The organism is Acidicapsa ligni (assembly GCF_025685655.1).
In the GTDB taxonomy this organism is placed as follows: domain Bacteria; phylum Acidobacteriota; class Terriglobia; order Terriglobales; family Acidobacteriaceae; genus Acidicapsa; species Acidicapsa ligni.
On record NZ_JAGSYG010000008.1, the window covers coordinates 114,922 to 129,598 of the forward strand.

Sequence of the window (14,677 nt, forward strand, 5' to 3'; positions counted from 1 at the left end):
AGCTTCACGATAGGAACAAAGAGAAATTTTTCAAAAACAATCGGGACGAGTAGTATTCAGCGCGTGCCGGATCGTAGCACTGACCTAATCATGCTTTCCCAGCAGTGGCGGCCGGACTTAAGATCGCGTAAGAGGACAAAGCCGGAGTAGCCGATGAATTCGCCAATGCAGTCTTTGAAGAACCCGATTCTCCGATTCGCGCAGTTCTTCGGGCTGTGGACCGCTGTTGCTTTTATGTTTGCGCTCCAGTGGTATAGCTATGACTCGCTGCACGGACACTCGGGTCCTTTTGTCGTATACCTTCGCTGGAATCTTGAGCAGTGGTATGCGTGGCTGCTGATCTCTCCGCTGGTGCTGCGTCTGGCTGCAAAACGACCGATCGACCCGCAGCATCCGTTACGTTTCCTTCCTCTCCATCTGTTGGCGAGCGTGCTCTTCGCACTTCTGGCTGTCTCGGTTCAATCGCTGCTCGTAGTTTTCCTCGAACCGGATGCTCCGCCTCTCAGCCAATTCTCCGCGTTCTTGCTTGGCATTCGCGCTAACGTGGCCCTGTTATTAAGCAAAGATGTTGCGATGGGAATCGTCGCCTATTGGGCTCTTACGGGATTGGCCCAGACTCTGCATTTCTACAGGGAAAGCAGTAATCGGCAACTGCGAGAATCTCAACTCGAAGGTCAGTTGGCACAGGCTCAACTGCAGGTTTTGGAGATGCAGTTGCACCCGCATTTTCTTTTCAATACGCTTCATGCCATTGGGACGCTGATTCATGAGGATCCCGAGTCGGCGGAGCAAATGCTGCTAAATTTGAGCGCTTTGCTGCGCGTCTTTCTTGAGGAAGAATCGTCACAGCAAATCTCGTTGCGGAGAGAGTTACACCTTGTCGATCTTTACTTGAGTATTCAGAGAATTCGGTTCAAGGATCGGTTAACTGTGCGTCTGGCGATCGATTCAGAGACTCTGAATTGCGCCATACCGAGCTTGATCCTTCAACCATTGGTAGAGAACGCAATTGTCCACGGTATTGCGAAGAACCCTGGCAGCGATGAAGTAGAGATAAGCAGTTCAACGCGGTCGGGAAGGCTTGAGATCAGGATCAGCAACAGCAACAGTTCCTTACCTGGTAATATGACCGCCGATGAAGTGAATTGGGGTGTCGGGTTGACGAACACCATGCAAAGACTCAGGCAGACCTACAACGGCTCCGCTCAACTATCGCTCCGGGCGGGTTCGCCGCGTGGAGTCATCTGCGAAATTTCTATGCCTTTCCGATTAGCGCTCTCTTCGAATACTCCAGAAGAGGAATTGCTCCCGTTATGACCATCCGAACCATCATTGTGGATGACGAGCCATTGGTGCGAAGCAGCATCGTGAGGGCGTTGCGGCACGACAAGGACATCGAAGTGGTATGCGAGTGCGGAGACGGTATTGCTGCGATTGATGCAATCCAGAGCATCCAGCCTGATTTGTTGTTTCTTGACGTTCATATGCCCGGATTCAGCGGGCTTGAGGTTCTTACTCGGTTGGATGAAGTTCAGCCGCTGATTACGATCTTTGTTACGGCGCACAGAGACTATGCGATTGAAGCCTTCGACCGAAATGCAGTGGATTACATTCTGAAGCCCTTTGGCAGCGAACGGATTGAGCGCGCAGTTGCCCGAGCTAAAGCGCGCCTGACCAGCCCGTTGGATGGGAACTACGCAACGCAGCTTCTGCAAGCTTTGACGGCCATGCAGAAACAGCAGCAATATCTGGATCGGATCGCAGTACCGGTCCAAGGCAGGATCCTGCTTCTCGACGCCAAGAATATCGATTGGGTCGAAGCGGATCGGAACTGCGTATTGGTTCATGCGGGAAAGCTTGTGTATGAGATGCGCACGACGCTTTCGAGCCTGGAATCTCAACTGAACCCGAAGCAATTTGTTCGCATACACCGGTCGACGCTGGTGAATGTTTCCCGGGTAAAGGAGATCCATCCTTGGTTCCACGGCCATCATAAAGTGATTCTGATCGACGGCAGGGAACTGCGAATGAGTCGCTACCAGAGTGAGAGTGCGAAGCAACTTCTGGGACGTTTGACTGAGTAGTCGAACGGGGTGAAAAGGGGCTTCCAGCTATAGGGTTATATCGCCTTCAATTCGTGTTACGCACCGTGGTAAGACTTATGCCAGCTCGTTCAATTTTGCCAGCAAATCGGATGGATGTATTGGCTTTGATAGAACGTCGAACTGATGGCCTGATTTCCTGGCGTCCTCAAGTAAATCGGCGGTGATGGCTTGCCCGGAGAATAGCAGCGTCTTGCACTGAGGCCATCGGCTTTGGAAAAGAATTGCCAGTTCGATTCCAGACAAACCGGGCATGACTACGTCTGTGATCATCAGGTCGGGCGCTTCAACGGATGCGGCATCGATTGCTTCCTGCGCATTTTCGAAGGCAGCGGTTCGAAAGCCAACCTGCCGCAATATGGCCGCTACGGTTTGCGCGATAATCTTTTCGTCATCGACGACGAAGATATATTTGGATTTATTGTCAGTCACATGACCCTCTTGCATTAGAGGGTTGGATATCGATTGGGGTTGTACACGACTGCGATTTCGCATGCGATTTAGTACTTCCGAAGTATCAGCCTTTGAAATTCAGGCATAGTCGTATTCAAAGGCCAAAACGGGCAAAGCGGTTTACGTCCTATCCTGTATGCAAGGAAGCACCACGGTAAAACAGGTACCCGAGTTCAAACTGGCATGACAACTTCTGACTGTGATTCTTCCTCGGTGTTCCTGGACTATATTTGCGCTGAGCCACAAGCCGATGCCGGAGCCTTTCAGCTCTTTGGTGGAGTAAAACGCTTCGTAAATTCTGGGCAAAACCGCCGATGAAATGCCAACTCCGTTATCCGCGATGGATACTCGGACTACCGGCTCGAGATTCGGGCCCCATTTGCTGATTTGGGATACTCTGATTCGGATTTGTCCGTTTTCGAAAGACGCTTCGACAGCATTGCGCAGCAAGTTCAAAAATACCTGACGAAGCTGTGCCGGATAGCCATCGATTCGCAGGTTGGTTGGCCATTCCTTACGAATTTTGAGGTTTTTCTTGAGGATGTCCCGGTTGCTGAAGGCTAGAACATCGTTCAGGAGTTCCGGTAGCAGGATGGAAACAGGAACCAGGGACTCTCTGTTGAAGGAGAGAATTTGCCTTGCGATACGCGAGACTCTATCTAGCTCCTCCTGAGCGGAGGTTAGATATTTTTTCGAGGTTTCCTGATCGGAGAGAGAAGTATTTAGCAGGTAGAGCAGGTTGGTGATGGCTTCGAGAGGGTTGTTGATCTCGTGTGCGATGGTATTGGCCATTCGTCCAGTTGCGACAAATCTTTCGTTCACGACGATGGCTGCCTGGGCACGTTTTTGATCGGTGATCTCGGACAGAACCAAGATGCTTCCGCTCAGAGTTTCCTGAGATATTACGGGGGCCAGGGAAAAGCGGAAATAACGTGAATCGCGCTCGACCTCTCTAGCTGGCGTAAAGTCAGTCGCTCCGATTTCGATTCCGAAGCTGTGATGCATCAACTCCTGGAATGAGACTGCTTCAATCTGGCTGTAGGAGCGACCTAGAAAACCGGTCATCGCTCGATTGCTGCGTTGCACCGCTCCTGACATATCAATCAGGGCAACGCCTTCACTGAGAGCGTCGAAGGTGGCCTGCCATTGTTGACCGAGAAGCCTGGTGCTCGCCTCGGCATCGTGCAGACGGATCAGCGATTTGACGGTTGCAATAAGCAGGTTTGAATCGACCGGTTGAGCGAGAAAGGCATCGGCGCCGCTCTCAAGTGCGTGTACCTTGCTCTCGCTACTGAGGAACGCGGCGGATAGTTGCAGCACGGGAATGTGCGCGGTGAGCGGATTCGCCTTGAGGCGTCGGCAAACTTCGTAACCGAGAATGTCGGGGAGCTTTACATCCAGTATAACGACCTTGGGGTGCTGGTTTGCGAGCTCCAATGCCTCTTTCCCGGTGGATGCTTCGAGGACATCAAATCCCAATCGGCGGAGCGTGTGGGTGACCAGATAGCGATTGGCCGGCCGGTCATCTACGATGAGAACCCTGGCGGGGCTGGATGTCACAGTTCGATCCCCACGGAGCCAAGTACGCGGTGCAATCGATCGGTGCTCTGTTGATCGTTGAATGCTTCCTTGGGATAGATGATCGCTCCTCCGCTGGTAAGTGTCTCAATCTCCTTGTTTGAGAGACTTTTCGATGAATGGACGACGACTGGAATCTCATCCGTAATTGGGTTGCTGCGCAGTTCCCGCAGCACTTCAAATCCATTCAGGTCGGGCATGATGATGTCGAGGAACATGGCATCGGGCAAATAGTCCGTTGCCATGCGGATCGCATCTCTTCCGTTACGGGCCTCAAGGATACGCAGGCCCAGCTTTGCGAGCCTGTCTCCTAATACGTAGCGAGTGACCTCATCATCCTCTGCAAGCAGGATGGTTTTGGATTTCTTTCCATCTACGATTTCCCGGATGGTATTGACCAGGGTAAGTGGGGCAATGGGCTTGGGGAGAAACGCTGTGGCTCCCGCTTCAATTGGTTCCCTGGCATCATCGACTACGCTGACGACAAGGACAGGACCTGTGTAGCCGATCTCCCTGCTCTCGAGGATGAAATGCAGGCAATCCTTTTGATCGAGGATGCGATCGAGAACGATCAAGGCAGGCGGGAAACGGCGAATTGCAGCGCGGGCCTCGGGGATACTTGAGGTGAATACGAGATGATAGTTCTGATTTTTAAGCGATGATTCGTTGACGAACATGGTCTCGCGATTGTCTTCGATAAAGAGAATGGTTGCGCCCGTTCCGTTGGGCGATCCAGATGGGTCGAAGGGGGTTGGAAAGCCATCGAGACGCATGGGCATCCTGGCGATGAAGGTCGATCCAACGCCGACTTCGCTTTCCACTTCGAGACTGCCTTCCAGAAGTTCCGCGAGCCGTTTGGAGAGAGGAAGACCCAGACCTGTTCCTCTGACTTTGCTCTGCAGTTCGCCATCGATCTGAACGAACTCCTCGAAGATGCGCTCCTGATCCTCTCGTGCGATTCCGATGCCGGTGTCGGCGACGCGGAAGATGATGGTTGTGGCGTCAGCTTCCGCGGTGACCCGGATGTGTCCGCGGCGGGTGAACTTCAAGGCGTTTGAGATGAGATTCCGCAGGATCTGGGAAATTTTGCCTTCGTCGGTGTAGAGCGGTGGAATGTCGGGATTGGCCTCGAAGATGAGATCGAGGCTATTGCCGCCGAGCAGTGGTTTCAGCATTCCGCGCAGTGAGCCGAAGAGTTCCTGAACTTCGAAGTGTCGAGGCTTGACATCGATCTTGCCTGCCTCGACCTTGGAAAGATCGAGCAGATCATTGACCAGCTCGGAGAGTTCTCCGGCAGATCGCTGGATATAGTTGATCTGCTTTTCCTGCTCGGGGGTGAGTTCGCCGTCGGACCGGTCGAGGAGTAGACGGCTCAGGGATGAGATGGAGTTTAGAGGGGTGCGAAACTCGTGCGAAAGGTTCGATAAAAAACGGGTCTTGAGGTCAGAGACGCGAGTCAGATCGACGGCTCTCTGATCGAGTTCTGCATAGAGTGCGACTACGCCACGGTTGGTATCTTCCAGTTCGCTGTTCAGTTGAGCGAGCGCTTCCTGACTCTCGCGAAGCTCCGCCAGAGTTTTCAACAATTCCTGATTTTGGCGTTCGACCTCGTCGAAGGGATCCGACGGGCTGGTTTGTGCCAGTTTCGCGATCAATTGCTTGATCCGATTGGCGTCGAACCTGAGCGCTGTCGGCGGAAGCGGCTTGCCGGCCTCAACCTGTGTGCCTGATGGCGAGGAGCGGATCTTGAAAATCTCCAGGAGGCGCTTGGTGCCGATGATGCCCTGGCCCATGCCGGTTTTGGAGACGTACTGACCATTCAGGATCGTATCCAGATTGGAAATTCCAGGGCCAGAGTCTGTGACGTAAATGATGAAAGTCTGAGGAACGTCATCCACTACGAGAAACTCGACGGCGCCTCCGGACGCGTAGCGGAATGCATTCCGGGCCAGTTCCGAGGCAGCGGTTGCGAGTCGAATCTGCTCCTGGTGATCAAATCCAAGGAGAGCTGCGACATCTCTTGCGCGCTGCCGGGCATGGACGACGTGGCGATCCTGGCGCAGCTTTACAGTCGATATGGAGAATCTAGCTGATTCGCTCACTCACTCTATCTCCGGGAGACAAGAACCGTCGCGTCATCCCGTCCGCGCTGAAAATCGCGAAAGAGTGCGCCAGCCAGAAGGGCGGGATGACCCGATGAAAGTCCAGAATATTGTTCTACATTCCAACGCGTTGTAAGTCCATCTGAATGCATGATCAGGATGGAGTTTCGTTCCCAGGGGTAAGAAAATTGCTGGAGCCGGGCGACTGAATGCCCGATTGTCCCGTTCATCGAAACCATATTGCGGGTCTTACCGCCGGAGTGAACGGCACCAACGACGTTGCCGGCACCCGCGAAATTGACGACACCAGCGTCGGGAAGCACTTCTGCAATCGAAACCGCGGCACCGCGTGTCTTGGCAAGAGCGCCGTGAATTTCTTTGAGAATGCGCTCCGGAGGCTGGGCCCAGCTCGTTTCAAAAACCCGCAATGCCTCCTGGGAGGCTTCTGCAGCATTGGGGCCATGGCCGAGGCCGTCGGCAAGGATGTAGATCTGCCGGTCCCGCGTGTGATGCCAGGCCCATGCGTCGCCGCAGACGGTTTCTCCGTGAATGGGAATGCAGATCGCAGCGCAACTGGGGGGCCTGTCTTGATCATTCAATTCGCGGGAGGTTAGCAACTCGGAGGTTTGTATTCCAGATTCAGAATTACGACTCACGCTGGCGAAGAGAATGGTTCCCTTCTGGGGGGCGGAGTAAATGTGCGTATCGCTGGCCAGCCGGGAGATTGCGCCGAGGCCCTGACCGGGAGTACCGGCGGTCGAGAATCCATCAACCTGGGCTCGCGGGATGTTCAGGATTCCTGGCCCCGAGTCGAGCGCGTAGATATCGATTCTTACTTCGTCGTCAGGCCGACCTGCGGGCTGGGGCGAGAGCAGAATGGTGCCCTGGCCAGCGTGATTGGCGATATTGCGGGCGGCCTCGGTCACAATGATGCCGAGCTCCGCGATCCGCAGTTCTCCAAAGCCCATCGACGTAGCGAGAGAGCTGGCCAGCCGACGGGCGTGTCCGATCTGGCTGGAGTCGTTCGAATTGATTGGAATGGCGAGACTGGTTAAACTCACTACTTCCATCGGATGCAAGTTATCCTTGTCCCGAGACCGGGTGCCGTATCAATTTCAAATTCATTCATGAGACGCTTGCTGCCGCCGAGTCCCAATCCCATGCCGTTGCCGCTGGTGTAGCCGTCGGATAAGGCTAGTTTGACATCGGGGATGCCTGGGCCGTTGTCCGAAAAATAGAGCTTTAAGCCGGTGCGGATGCCGTCCTGAATTGCGCTCAGCTCCACTTGGCCGCCATTGCCGTAATCGAGGGTATTGCGCGCCAGTTCGCTAGCTGCCGTGACGATCTTGGTCTGATCGACCAGGCCGAACTTCATCTCGATCGCCAAGGAGCGGACACGCTGCCTTACCGATACTACGTCTGAACCGTTCTTGATCGGGACCGTCTCAGACTTCTGTATTGTCCCCATCGTCATCCTTATCGTCATATTCCGACACGTTTTGTCTCAGGAACTCAATGCCAGACTCAACATTGAGAGCGGTGTGGATTCCGGGCAGAGACATTCCAAGCTCCACCAGGGTGATTGCGACGGCGGGCTGCATGCCTACAACCACGGTTAGAGCGTCAAGAACGCGCGCCATAGAGGCAATATTAGCAAGGGTTCGGCCAATAAAGGAGTCGACGATCTCAAGCGACGAGATATCGATCAGCACGCCTTTTGCTCCAACCTCGGCGATGCGGTTGGTCAGATCATCCTGCAGTGTCAGGGCCAGTTTGTCATGCATGTCGACCTGGATGGTGACCAGGAGGAAGTTGCCCATGCGAAGGATTGGTATTCGTTCCATCGGATCTCAGTTCTCCCGGGTAGCGGCTGTAACGGCTGCAGGCTTATCGGTGCGAACAACCGTGCGCCCGCTTCGGGTGAGCGCCAGCTTGAATGCGTCGGCCAGTCTTGCCTTGGTGATCACATCGGTCAGGTTGATTCCCAGGTGCACGATGGTTTGAGCGATCTGAGGCCGGATTCCGCTCAGGATGCACTCGGCGCCCATCAGGCGGGCTGCGGTGATGGTTTTGAGCAGGTGCTGAGCGACCAGCGTATCGACTGTCGGCACGCCGGTGATGTCGATGATGGCGAACCGTGAGTTGGTCTGAACGATAGCCTGCAGGAGCGACTCCATGACCACTTGTGTTCGCGCACTGTCCAGGGTGCCGATCAGCGGCAGGGCAACGATTCCGTCCCAGAGGGTGACGACAGGTGTCGAGAGCTCGAGCATTTCCTCCTGCTGTCTCATGATGACCTGGTTTCGGCCGGCGATAAAACTGTCTGTCGTGTAGAGGGCAAGCCGGTCTACGAAGTCATTCACTTCTGTGATCTGCAGAAATAGCTGGTCTGCGTTATCTCCAGAGATGGAGCGAACGATCGAGAAGAGGGACGGCTTCAGCGACAGCACAAAGAGCGCGGTTTCCGAGGGAGTAAAACCAAGGGTGGCACGGGACATCGAGAGGCTATTCAAAAGATCTTTGAGGGGCTGCCAACCTGGCGCGTTCACGTCAGCCAGTTTGGTTCCGGAGGGCGCATCGACGATTGCCGACAGAACCTCAGCGGTCTGACTCTCTAATTCGCGGTCATCGATAATGTTGCGGCGGCGGCTGGCCACGCGGATGCTTTCCAGCCATTCCTTGAGGATTGATTCGCGATTCTTCTGAATCGCTTGGAATAGGTCACTCATGACTCTCCTTCAATGCTTGCCATTACCCTGCGGCAGGGAATTTAGAACAATGGCTTGGAACGAGGATCAGTCTATCAACATCGGCGCCCTTTTCACAGCTTGCAACTGAACATGCCGCTCGCTAAATTAGCCGAAACACATTGTTTTTCGAATCCTAGTGGTTTTGGGCCTTGCTGCTCTGGATTCGCTTAGTTTTTACCATCCTAAAATTAGATCAACAGTAATTAGATCAATAGTGATCAGGCTCCAGGGCATCCCGGCAAACCTAGCTGGAATCCAAACCGGCTATATAGGAGCTTCGCTTGTGCCGACAATCCTCTGCGTTAATCCTGGTAGCAACTCGCTGAAATTTGATCTCGTTCAGACGCAGTCTTCTCAATCACGCGCTGGCGAGGGGCATCGCATCCTCACGGGAGTTATCGACGATATCGGCAAAGATACTTCGCTTGTAATAAAGCGCGGAGACGAACAGATACTCAACAAAAAGCTAAGTGGTGGAGACTTTAACGCTGCGATGAAAGCCGTTCTCGAAGCGCTCGATCATCAGGATCTATCCAAACCAGAACTCGCGGCTGTGCGAGTTGTTCATGGCGGAGATAGCTTTCAGCAAGCTGTTGAGGTCGATGAGGATGTCCTGCAAAAAATCGAAGTACGCGCAGAGTTGGCGCCGCTCCATAATCCCAATGCAGCAAGAGTGATCCGCGCGATCCAGCAACATCGAATGAATCTTCCGATCGCTGCAGCCTTCGACACTGCGTTCCATCACTCGGTTCCAGAAGTCGCCTGGCGTTACCCTCTCGACCTGGAAATAGCGGATCGGCACAACATCCGCAAGTTTGGTTTTCACGGCATCTCGCACCGATATCAGTTGGACCAGTTCTGTTACCTAACTGGAACTCCAATCGAAGAAGCCAGCCTCATCACTACACATCTTGAAAGCGGTAGCTCGGTCTGCGCCATCCGCAACGGTAAATCGGTTGAAACATCGATGGGGTTTACGCCGCTTGAGGGATTGATGATGGGTACCCGCTCTGGCTCCGTCGATCCTTTTATCGTGCCATTCCTAATGAAACACGAAAGGCTATCGGCGGATGAGGCGATTCATCTACTCGAGTCAAAATCCGGTTTGTTGGGTATCTCTGGCCAGTCGCTTGATACGCGCGTCCTGCGCAAGAACACAGACGCTCGCTCCCAACTTGCACTTGAGATGTATGCGTATCGCGTGCGAGCAAATATTGGCGCATACCTCGCTATTCTGGGTGACGCCAAGGCCATCGTTTTTGCAGGAGGCATAGGGGAAAACACTCCTGAAATCAGGCGATATGTTCTCGAAGGGCTTCACGGGTTGGGCGTAGAGGTCGATGCTCATCGTAACGAAGACGTGATGACAGGGGATACATTGCTGTCGTCTCCCAATTCAAAAACCGCTGTGTGGGTTCTTCATTCGGACGAGGGACTTCAACTTGCCCACGAATGCTCACGTATTTTCAGCGGGACTACCTGATTCTCGATCGGCATCTCGATGGGGGATCGAGAAACGAATCTGCCGTTCGCAAGGTTGTGCGATTTGCAAAATGGATTGACGGATAAATTTGGCAATTCACACAACCGTAATCTAAGGAGGCATCTTAGCTTGCAAGGAGTCTGACATGTTCAACCTTCTCCCCAAAGATGACAAGTTTTATGATGAGCTTGAGCAGTTGGCTGATCGTGTTGTCAGCACTGCGAAGCAGTTGGAAGGCATAGTCTCGAGCTTCCCAAGTTTTGATGGCCAACTGTACAACATTGAACAGGATCGAATTGCGGCTCGTAAGATTTTTGGTGAATCTCTGCTTAGGCTCGACCAGGCTTTTATCACTCCGCTCGATCGCGAAGACATTCTAGGTCTCATCAACGAAATGTATGGCGTCGTCGATAGATCTTCAGAACTATCGCAACGATTTCGTCTCTACAGGTTGAAAGACTTGCATCCGACCCTCACCGGTCAGGCGAAGAATCTTTCGACTATTGCCAGCGTACTCAATGGCATTATCCACGGCTTGCGCAAGCAAAAGAAGCTGAAGGATTTCAAGCCGGATTTAGACGCTGTTTCGGATGCCATGGAATTGGTCAAGCGCGATCGAGAGACCTTCTTAGGAGATCTTTTTCAGGGAAATCCTGACCCTCTCGAAGTGATCAAGAAAAAAGAATTGCATGATCTCCTGGAAGAAGCGATTGAACGCTGCGAAGACGCGACAGAAACGCTGGCTCGCGTGTTACTCAAGAATGGCTGAGAGGAACTATTATGCCGATCCTCTATTTTGTCATTGTCCTGGTTGCCGTCGCATTGATTTTTGATTTCTTCAATGGCTTTCACGATGCGGCCAACTCCGTGGCAACCGTTGTGACCACTCGTGTACTTTCACCGGTACAGGCGGTCCTTTGGGCTGCATTTTTTAATTTCGTTGCGGCCTTTCTTTTCGGAACTGGTGTGGCTCAGACCATCAGCAATAAGCTGATCGATCCAAAGGCGGTCGATGTCTATGTCATTTGTGGTGGTCTGATAGGTGCCATCGCCTGGGACATTATTACGTGGCTGATGGCGCTGCCGACGAGTTCTTCCCATGCCATCATCAGTGGATACGCGGGCGCTGCAATCGCTAAGGCAGGATTCAGTGTCATCCTGCTTAAAGGATGGGTACCGGTGATTGTGTTTCTGATCATCTCGCCAGTCATCGGGATGATCCTGGGCTGGCTCATTATGACTATGGTTGGTTGGATGATGCGGAAGACGGAGCGCTATAAGGCGGAGAAGCGCTTTCGCCATTTACAGCTTCTCTCTGCGGGGCTCTACTCGCTTGGCCACGGCACGAATGATGCTCAAAAAACGATGGGCATCATCGTAGCTCTGCTCGCTGCGGCAGGCCACGAGCAATGGGGTAAAGCGAGCCATTCCGGATTTCAGGGGCTAGCCGGAAAACATGAGATTGCGTGGTGGATTATTCTTAGCTGCCACGCGGCGATGGCACTGGGCACGATGGCCGGTGGGTGGCGGATCGTCAAAACGATAGGCTCACGCATCACTCCGCATCTGCGTCCGGTTGGAGGCTTCTCCGCTGAATTGGCCGCTGCCACCACGATTGGCCTTGCCACACTGGCCAGTGTTCCTATCTCTACTACGCATGCAATTGGAGGGGCTGTGTCTGGGGTGGGAGCGACACGGGGCTGGCATGCCGTTCGATGGATATGGGGAGAAAAGATTGTGATTGCGTGGGTCGTTACGTTCCCCGCAGCGGCCCTGATTGGAGCTGGAGGGTATGCTTTGGCTCACTTCGCAATTCAACCTTTCATCCAATAACTGGGAGACCTGCTTCTTATAAGCATGAGACAACGCTTATGCGCAAATGTGTTCTCGATTCATCGCGACAGCATGGTCAAAAGGGAACTTCGTTTGTGGGGTGAGTTGGATAAGATTTACGTTCGCTGTGATAGCACTTACGAATGAGAGGTAGTCGCGCATGGCCAAAAAGAAAGCAAGGGCTAAAGCAATCAAGGCGGTCAAGAAAGCTGTTAAGAAAGCAATCAAAAAGGGCGTGCTTGAAGATGAAATCGAGCAAACCACCGAGAGCGAAATCACCAAGAGCTCGGAAATTGAAAGACCGCACAATCACAAGTGAGCAGGTGATACCTAGAGGAGTCGTTCAGGGAGAAAGGGATGCGTGAGTTTGAGCTCTACGAAGCTGCCAAACTGAAGGATGGTCAGCGACAGATTTTCAATGTTGGCAAGACCGAGATGCTCGTTCTCAGGCACCATCACAAACTCATAGCAATACAGAGCAAGTGCCCCCACGCGGGTGGTCCACTTGAGGAAGGCGCGATCTGCAATGGTCGAATTGTTTGTCCGTGGCACATGGGGACCTTCAATCTGCCGGATGGAAAATTGATTGAGCCTCCCGCTATGCAATCGCTTGATACATATTCGATCCGGGAGGGAAGGGAAGGTGTATTCGTCTCTGTACCTGATGCTAAAAAGCCCGTATCAATGCACGCGACAGACAAGCGAAAGTTTCTAATCGTCGGTTGCGGCGCTGCGGGCGCTATGGCTGCTAAAACGCTGAGGGATGAGCATTTTTCAGGGAAGATTCTTATGGTTGATCCGCATAGCGAGGAGCCGATTGATCGGACGATGCTGACGAAGATGTCGCTTAGCGGAAAAGAGCCTGTTCCAAAACTCAAAGAACTGAATGACCTGAATCTTACTCGAATCACTGCATCGTTGGTCAGGCTTCAATCTGATCGGAAGATGGTTACTCTTAGCGATGGGTCCAGATTTAAGTATGATGCTGCACTCATCGCCACAGGCGGTAAGCCGAAGCAATTGCCAACGAAGGTGACAGATAAAATACATGTCATTCGTCATACGGAGGATCTCAAAAGTCTGCGACGAGCGGCTCTCCCTAAAAGCCACGCGGTCATCATTGGTACCAGCTTCATCGGGATGGAAGCAGCGTCCGCTCTTACCCAGCGTGGACTCAAAGTCACAGTAATCGGAGAAGAGGAGCTTCCATTTGAGAAGCAGTTTGGATGCGAGATCTCCAGTGCTCTGCTTTCTTTACACAAGCGGAAAGGTGTGAAGTTTGTCCTGGGTGTCAAAATTATTCAACTGACTAATAATCGAGTGCTTTTACAAAAAGGTGACAAGGTCGTGCCTATCGATGCTGATCTCGTCGTTCTCGGTGTGGGAGTGGTACCTAAACTTGATTTTGAACACGACCTTCCTCTTGCCGCTGATGGTTCCGTGCTTACGGACAAATCGCTACGTGCCGATGGGCACGTCTGGGTTGCGGGTGACATTGCTAACGTAGGAGGCCGGCGTATTGAACACTGGAGAGTTGCGCAACAACATGGAATGGCCGCTGCGAAACAAATGCTCGGTCAGCGGGCGGATGTCGAATCCGTTCCGTTTTTCTGGACCTATCATTTCGAGAAGAAAATCAATTATCTCGGTCATGCTACTGAGTGGGAAGACATTTCGATAGTTGGTGATGTCGATAGATTAGATTTCATTGCCTTCATGACTACGCGGGGTAAGGTCAAAGCTGTTGTGAGTTGTGCTAAAGAAACCGAGACGGCATTGCTCGCTGAGTTAATGCGTAAACCATTATCGCTGAGCACTGCGAACCGAGCGATTCGCTCTATTGCCAGCCGAGGCTAGTGCTCTGTGTAAGTAGCGAGAACTGTATGGATGAGAGCTTAGAGACTTAAATCTTGTGGGAGATTCTCGAGGGCTGGCTCGGCTGTACGTCGATCATTTCGGTTAGCAGAACATCTGACTCCGACAAGCTATGCAGAACTGCTGCTTCGAGCATTGCAATCGCTTCGTCTTGCGATGAAGGCTTCCTCTTTCCTTTCTCGTGTCAACCGTCAGCGCATTCATCTGCGCGGGTGAACGGATCGTACCAATCCGAATACCGGGTTGCTGAACTAGTGTTTCCCTGGAGTGGGCAACATCATCCTTGAGCGAGTTTCACTGAATCCATTCATGGAATCAACTTCTTCGACAGAATCTGCATCTCACTGCAAAAGTGGGTTTAGGTCTTATAAGACGAATTGCGCTTGTTGAGCTGCAACTATCGCAGTCGCGCTGTCGATTAAGTTGCACGCTTTTGCTCACTGATTATGAAATGTCATGAAGACAAACAATGATGAAGAAGGTTTGCTGAAAAACTTATTA

Annotated in this window: 14 protein-coding genes; 7 read left to right on the plus strand and 7 right to left on the minus strand. The window is 52.7% G+C overall.

Annotation, left to right across the window (positions count from 1 at the left end; translation table 11 throughout):
- Positions 1–153: 153 nt before the first annotated feature.
- Positions 154–1,317 (plus strand): sensor histidine kinase, encoded by a 1,164-nt coding sequence (locus OHL19_RS21330; protein ID WP_263359865.1) that lies wholly within the window; start codon positions 154–156, stop codon positions 1,315–1,317.
- On the plus strand, positions 1,314–2,084 hold the full coding sequence (locus OHL19_RS21335) for a LytR/AlgR family response regulator transcription factor (RefSeq protein WP_263359866.1): 771 nt from the start codon (positions 1,314–1,316) through the stop codon (positions 2,082–2,084). The genes OHL19_RS21330 and OHL19_RS21335 overlap by 4 nt, the downstream gene beginning before the upstream one ends.
- Positions 2,085–2,159: 75 nt before the next feature.
- On the opposite strand, the gene OHL19_RS21340 is transcribed toward OHL19_RS21335, so the two are convergent.
- From OHL19_RS21340 to OHL19_RS21370, 7 genes are all read right to left on the minus strand, one after another.
- Positions 2,160–2,534, minus strand: a complete 375-nt coding sequence (locus tag OHL19_RS21340) for a response regulator (RefSeq protein ID WP_263359867.1) — start codon at positions 2,532–2,534, stop codon at positions 2,160–2,162.
- A gap of 141 nt (positions 2,535–2,675) precedes the next feature.
- A complete protein-coding gene (locus tag OHL19_RS21345; protein WP_263359868.1) occupies positions 2,676–4,115 on the minus strand; it encodes an ATP-binding response regulator in 1,440 nt (479 codons plus the stop codon).
- The gene (locus OHL19_RS21350; RefSeq protein ID WP_263359869.1) at positions 4,112–6,235 is read right to left on the minus strand and encodes an ATP-binding protein; all 2,124 of its coding nucleotides are present in this window, start codon (positions 6,233–6,235) and stop codon (positions 4,112–4,114) included. The genes OHL19_RS21345 and OHL19_RS21350 overlap by 4 nt, the downstream gene beginning before the upstream one ends.
- A gap of 5 nt (positions 6,236–6,240) precedes the next feature.
- A complete protein-coding gene (locus OHL19_RS21355) occupies positions 6,241–7,305 on the minus strand; it encodes an ATP-binding SpoIIE family protein phosphatase (protein ID WP_263359870.1) in 1,065 nt (354 codons plus the stop codon).
- Entirely contained in the window at positions 7,296–7,703 is a 408-nt protein-coding gene (locus OHL19_RS21360) for an anti-sigma regulatory factor (protein ID WP_263359871.1), read from the minus strand. Before OHL19_RS21360 ends, OHL19_RS21355 begins: the two co-directional genes overlap by 10 nt.
- The gene (locus OHL19_RS21365) at positions 7,681–8,079 is read right to left on the minus strand and encodes an STAS domain-containing protein (RefSeq protein ID WP_263359872.1); all 399 of its coding nucleotides are present in this window, start codon (positions 8,077–8,079) and stop codon (positions 7,681–7,683) included. The genes OHL19_RS21360 and OHL19_RS21365 overlap by 23 nt, the downstream gene beginning before the upstream one ends.
- Before the next feature lie 6 nt (positions 8,080–8,085).
- Positions 8,086–8,964, minus strand: coding sequence for an STAS domain-containing protein (locus OHL19_RS21370; protein WP_263359873.1), 879 nt, complete (start codon positions 8,962–8,964; stop codon positions 8,086–8,088).
- Positions 8,965–9,268: 304 nt separating this feature from the next.
- On the opposite strand from OHL19_RS21370, the gene OHL19_RS21375 reads away from it, so the two are divergent.
- The 5 genes from OHL19_RS21375 (at position 9,269) to OHL19_RS21395 (ending at position 14,158) form a co-directional block, all read left to right on the plus strand.
- Positions 9,269–10,468: an acetate/propionate family kinase gene (locus OHL19_RS21375; protein ID WP_263359874.1), complete on the plus strand. Its 1,200-nt coding sequence runs from the start codon at positions 9,269–9,271 to the stop codon at positions 10,466–10,468.
- A gap of 145 nt (positions 10,469–10,613) precedes the next feature.
- Positions 10,614–11,237, plus strand: coding sequence for a DUF47 domain-containing protein (locus tag OHL19_RS21380; protein WP_263359875.1), 624 nt, complete (start codon positions 10,614–10,616; stop codon positions 11,235–11,237).
- Between the two features lie 11 nt (positions 11,238–11,248).
- Complete coding sequence (locus OHL19_RS21385) at positions 11,249–12,301, plus strand: inorganic phosphate transporter (RefSeq protein ID WP_263359876.1); 1,053 nt, start codon at positions 11,249–11,251, stop codon at positions 12,299–12,301.
- 160 nt (positions 12,302–12,461) lie between these two features.
- On the plus strand, positions 12,462–12,620 hold the full coding sequence (locus OHL19_RS21390; RefSeq protein WP_263359877.1) for a hypothetical protein: 159 nt from the start codon (positions 12,462–12,464) through the stop codon (positions 12,618–12,620).
- 38 nt (positions 12,621–12,658) lie between these two features.
- A complete protein-coding gene (locus tag OHL19_RS21395; protein ID WP_263359878.1) occupies positions 12,659–14,158 on the plus strand; it encodes an FAD-dependent oxidoreductase in 1,500 nt (499 codons plus the stop codon).
- Positions 14,159–14,677: the final 519 nt, after the last annotated feature.

Coding starts and splice junctions, on each gene's coding strand:
- OHL19_RS21330 (WP_263359865.1), top strand. CDS start 154: ATGAATTCGCCAATGCAGTCTTTGAAGAACCCGATTCTCCGATTCGCG.
- OHL19_RS21335 (WP_263359866.1), top strand. CDS start 1,314: ATGACCATCCGAACCATCATTGTGGATGACGAGCCATTGGTGCGAAGC.
- OHL19_RS21355 (WP_263359870.1), bottom strand. CDS start 7,305: ATGGAAGTAGTGAGTTTAACCAGTCTCGCCATTCCAATCAATTCGAAC.
- OHL19_RS21360 (WP_263359871.1), bottom strand. CDS start 7,703: ATGGGGACAATACAGAAGTCTGAGACGGTCCCGATCAAGAACGGTTCA.
- OHL19_RS21365 (WP_263359872.1), bottom strand. CDS start 8,079: ATGGAACGAATACCAATCCTTCGCATGGGCAACTTCCTCCTGGTCACC.
- OHL19_RS21370 (WP_263359873.1), bottom strand. CDS start 8,964: ATGAGTGACCTATTCCAAGCGATTCAGAAGAATCGCGAATCAATCCTC.
- OHL19_RS21380 (WP_263359875.1), top strand. CDS start 10,614: ATGTTCAACCTTCTCCCCAAAGATGACAAGTTTTATGATGAGCTTGAG.
- OHL19_RS21385 (WP_263359876.1), top strand. CDS start 11,249: ATGCCGATCCTCTATTTTGTCATTGTCCTGGTTGCCGTCGCATTGATT.
- OHL19_RS21390 (WP_263359877.1), top strand. CDS start 12,462: ATGGCCAAAAAGAAAGCAAGGGCTAAAGCAATCAAGGCGGTCAAGAAA.
- OHL19_RS21395 (WP_263359878.1), top strand. CDS start 12,659: ATGCGTGAGTTTGAGCTCTACGAAGCTGCCAAACTGAAGGATGGTCAG.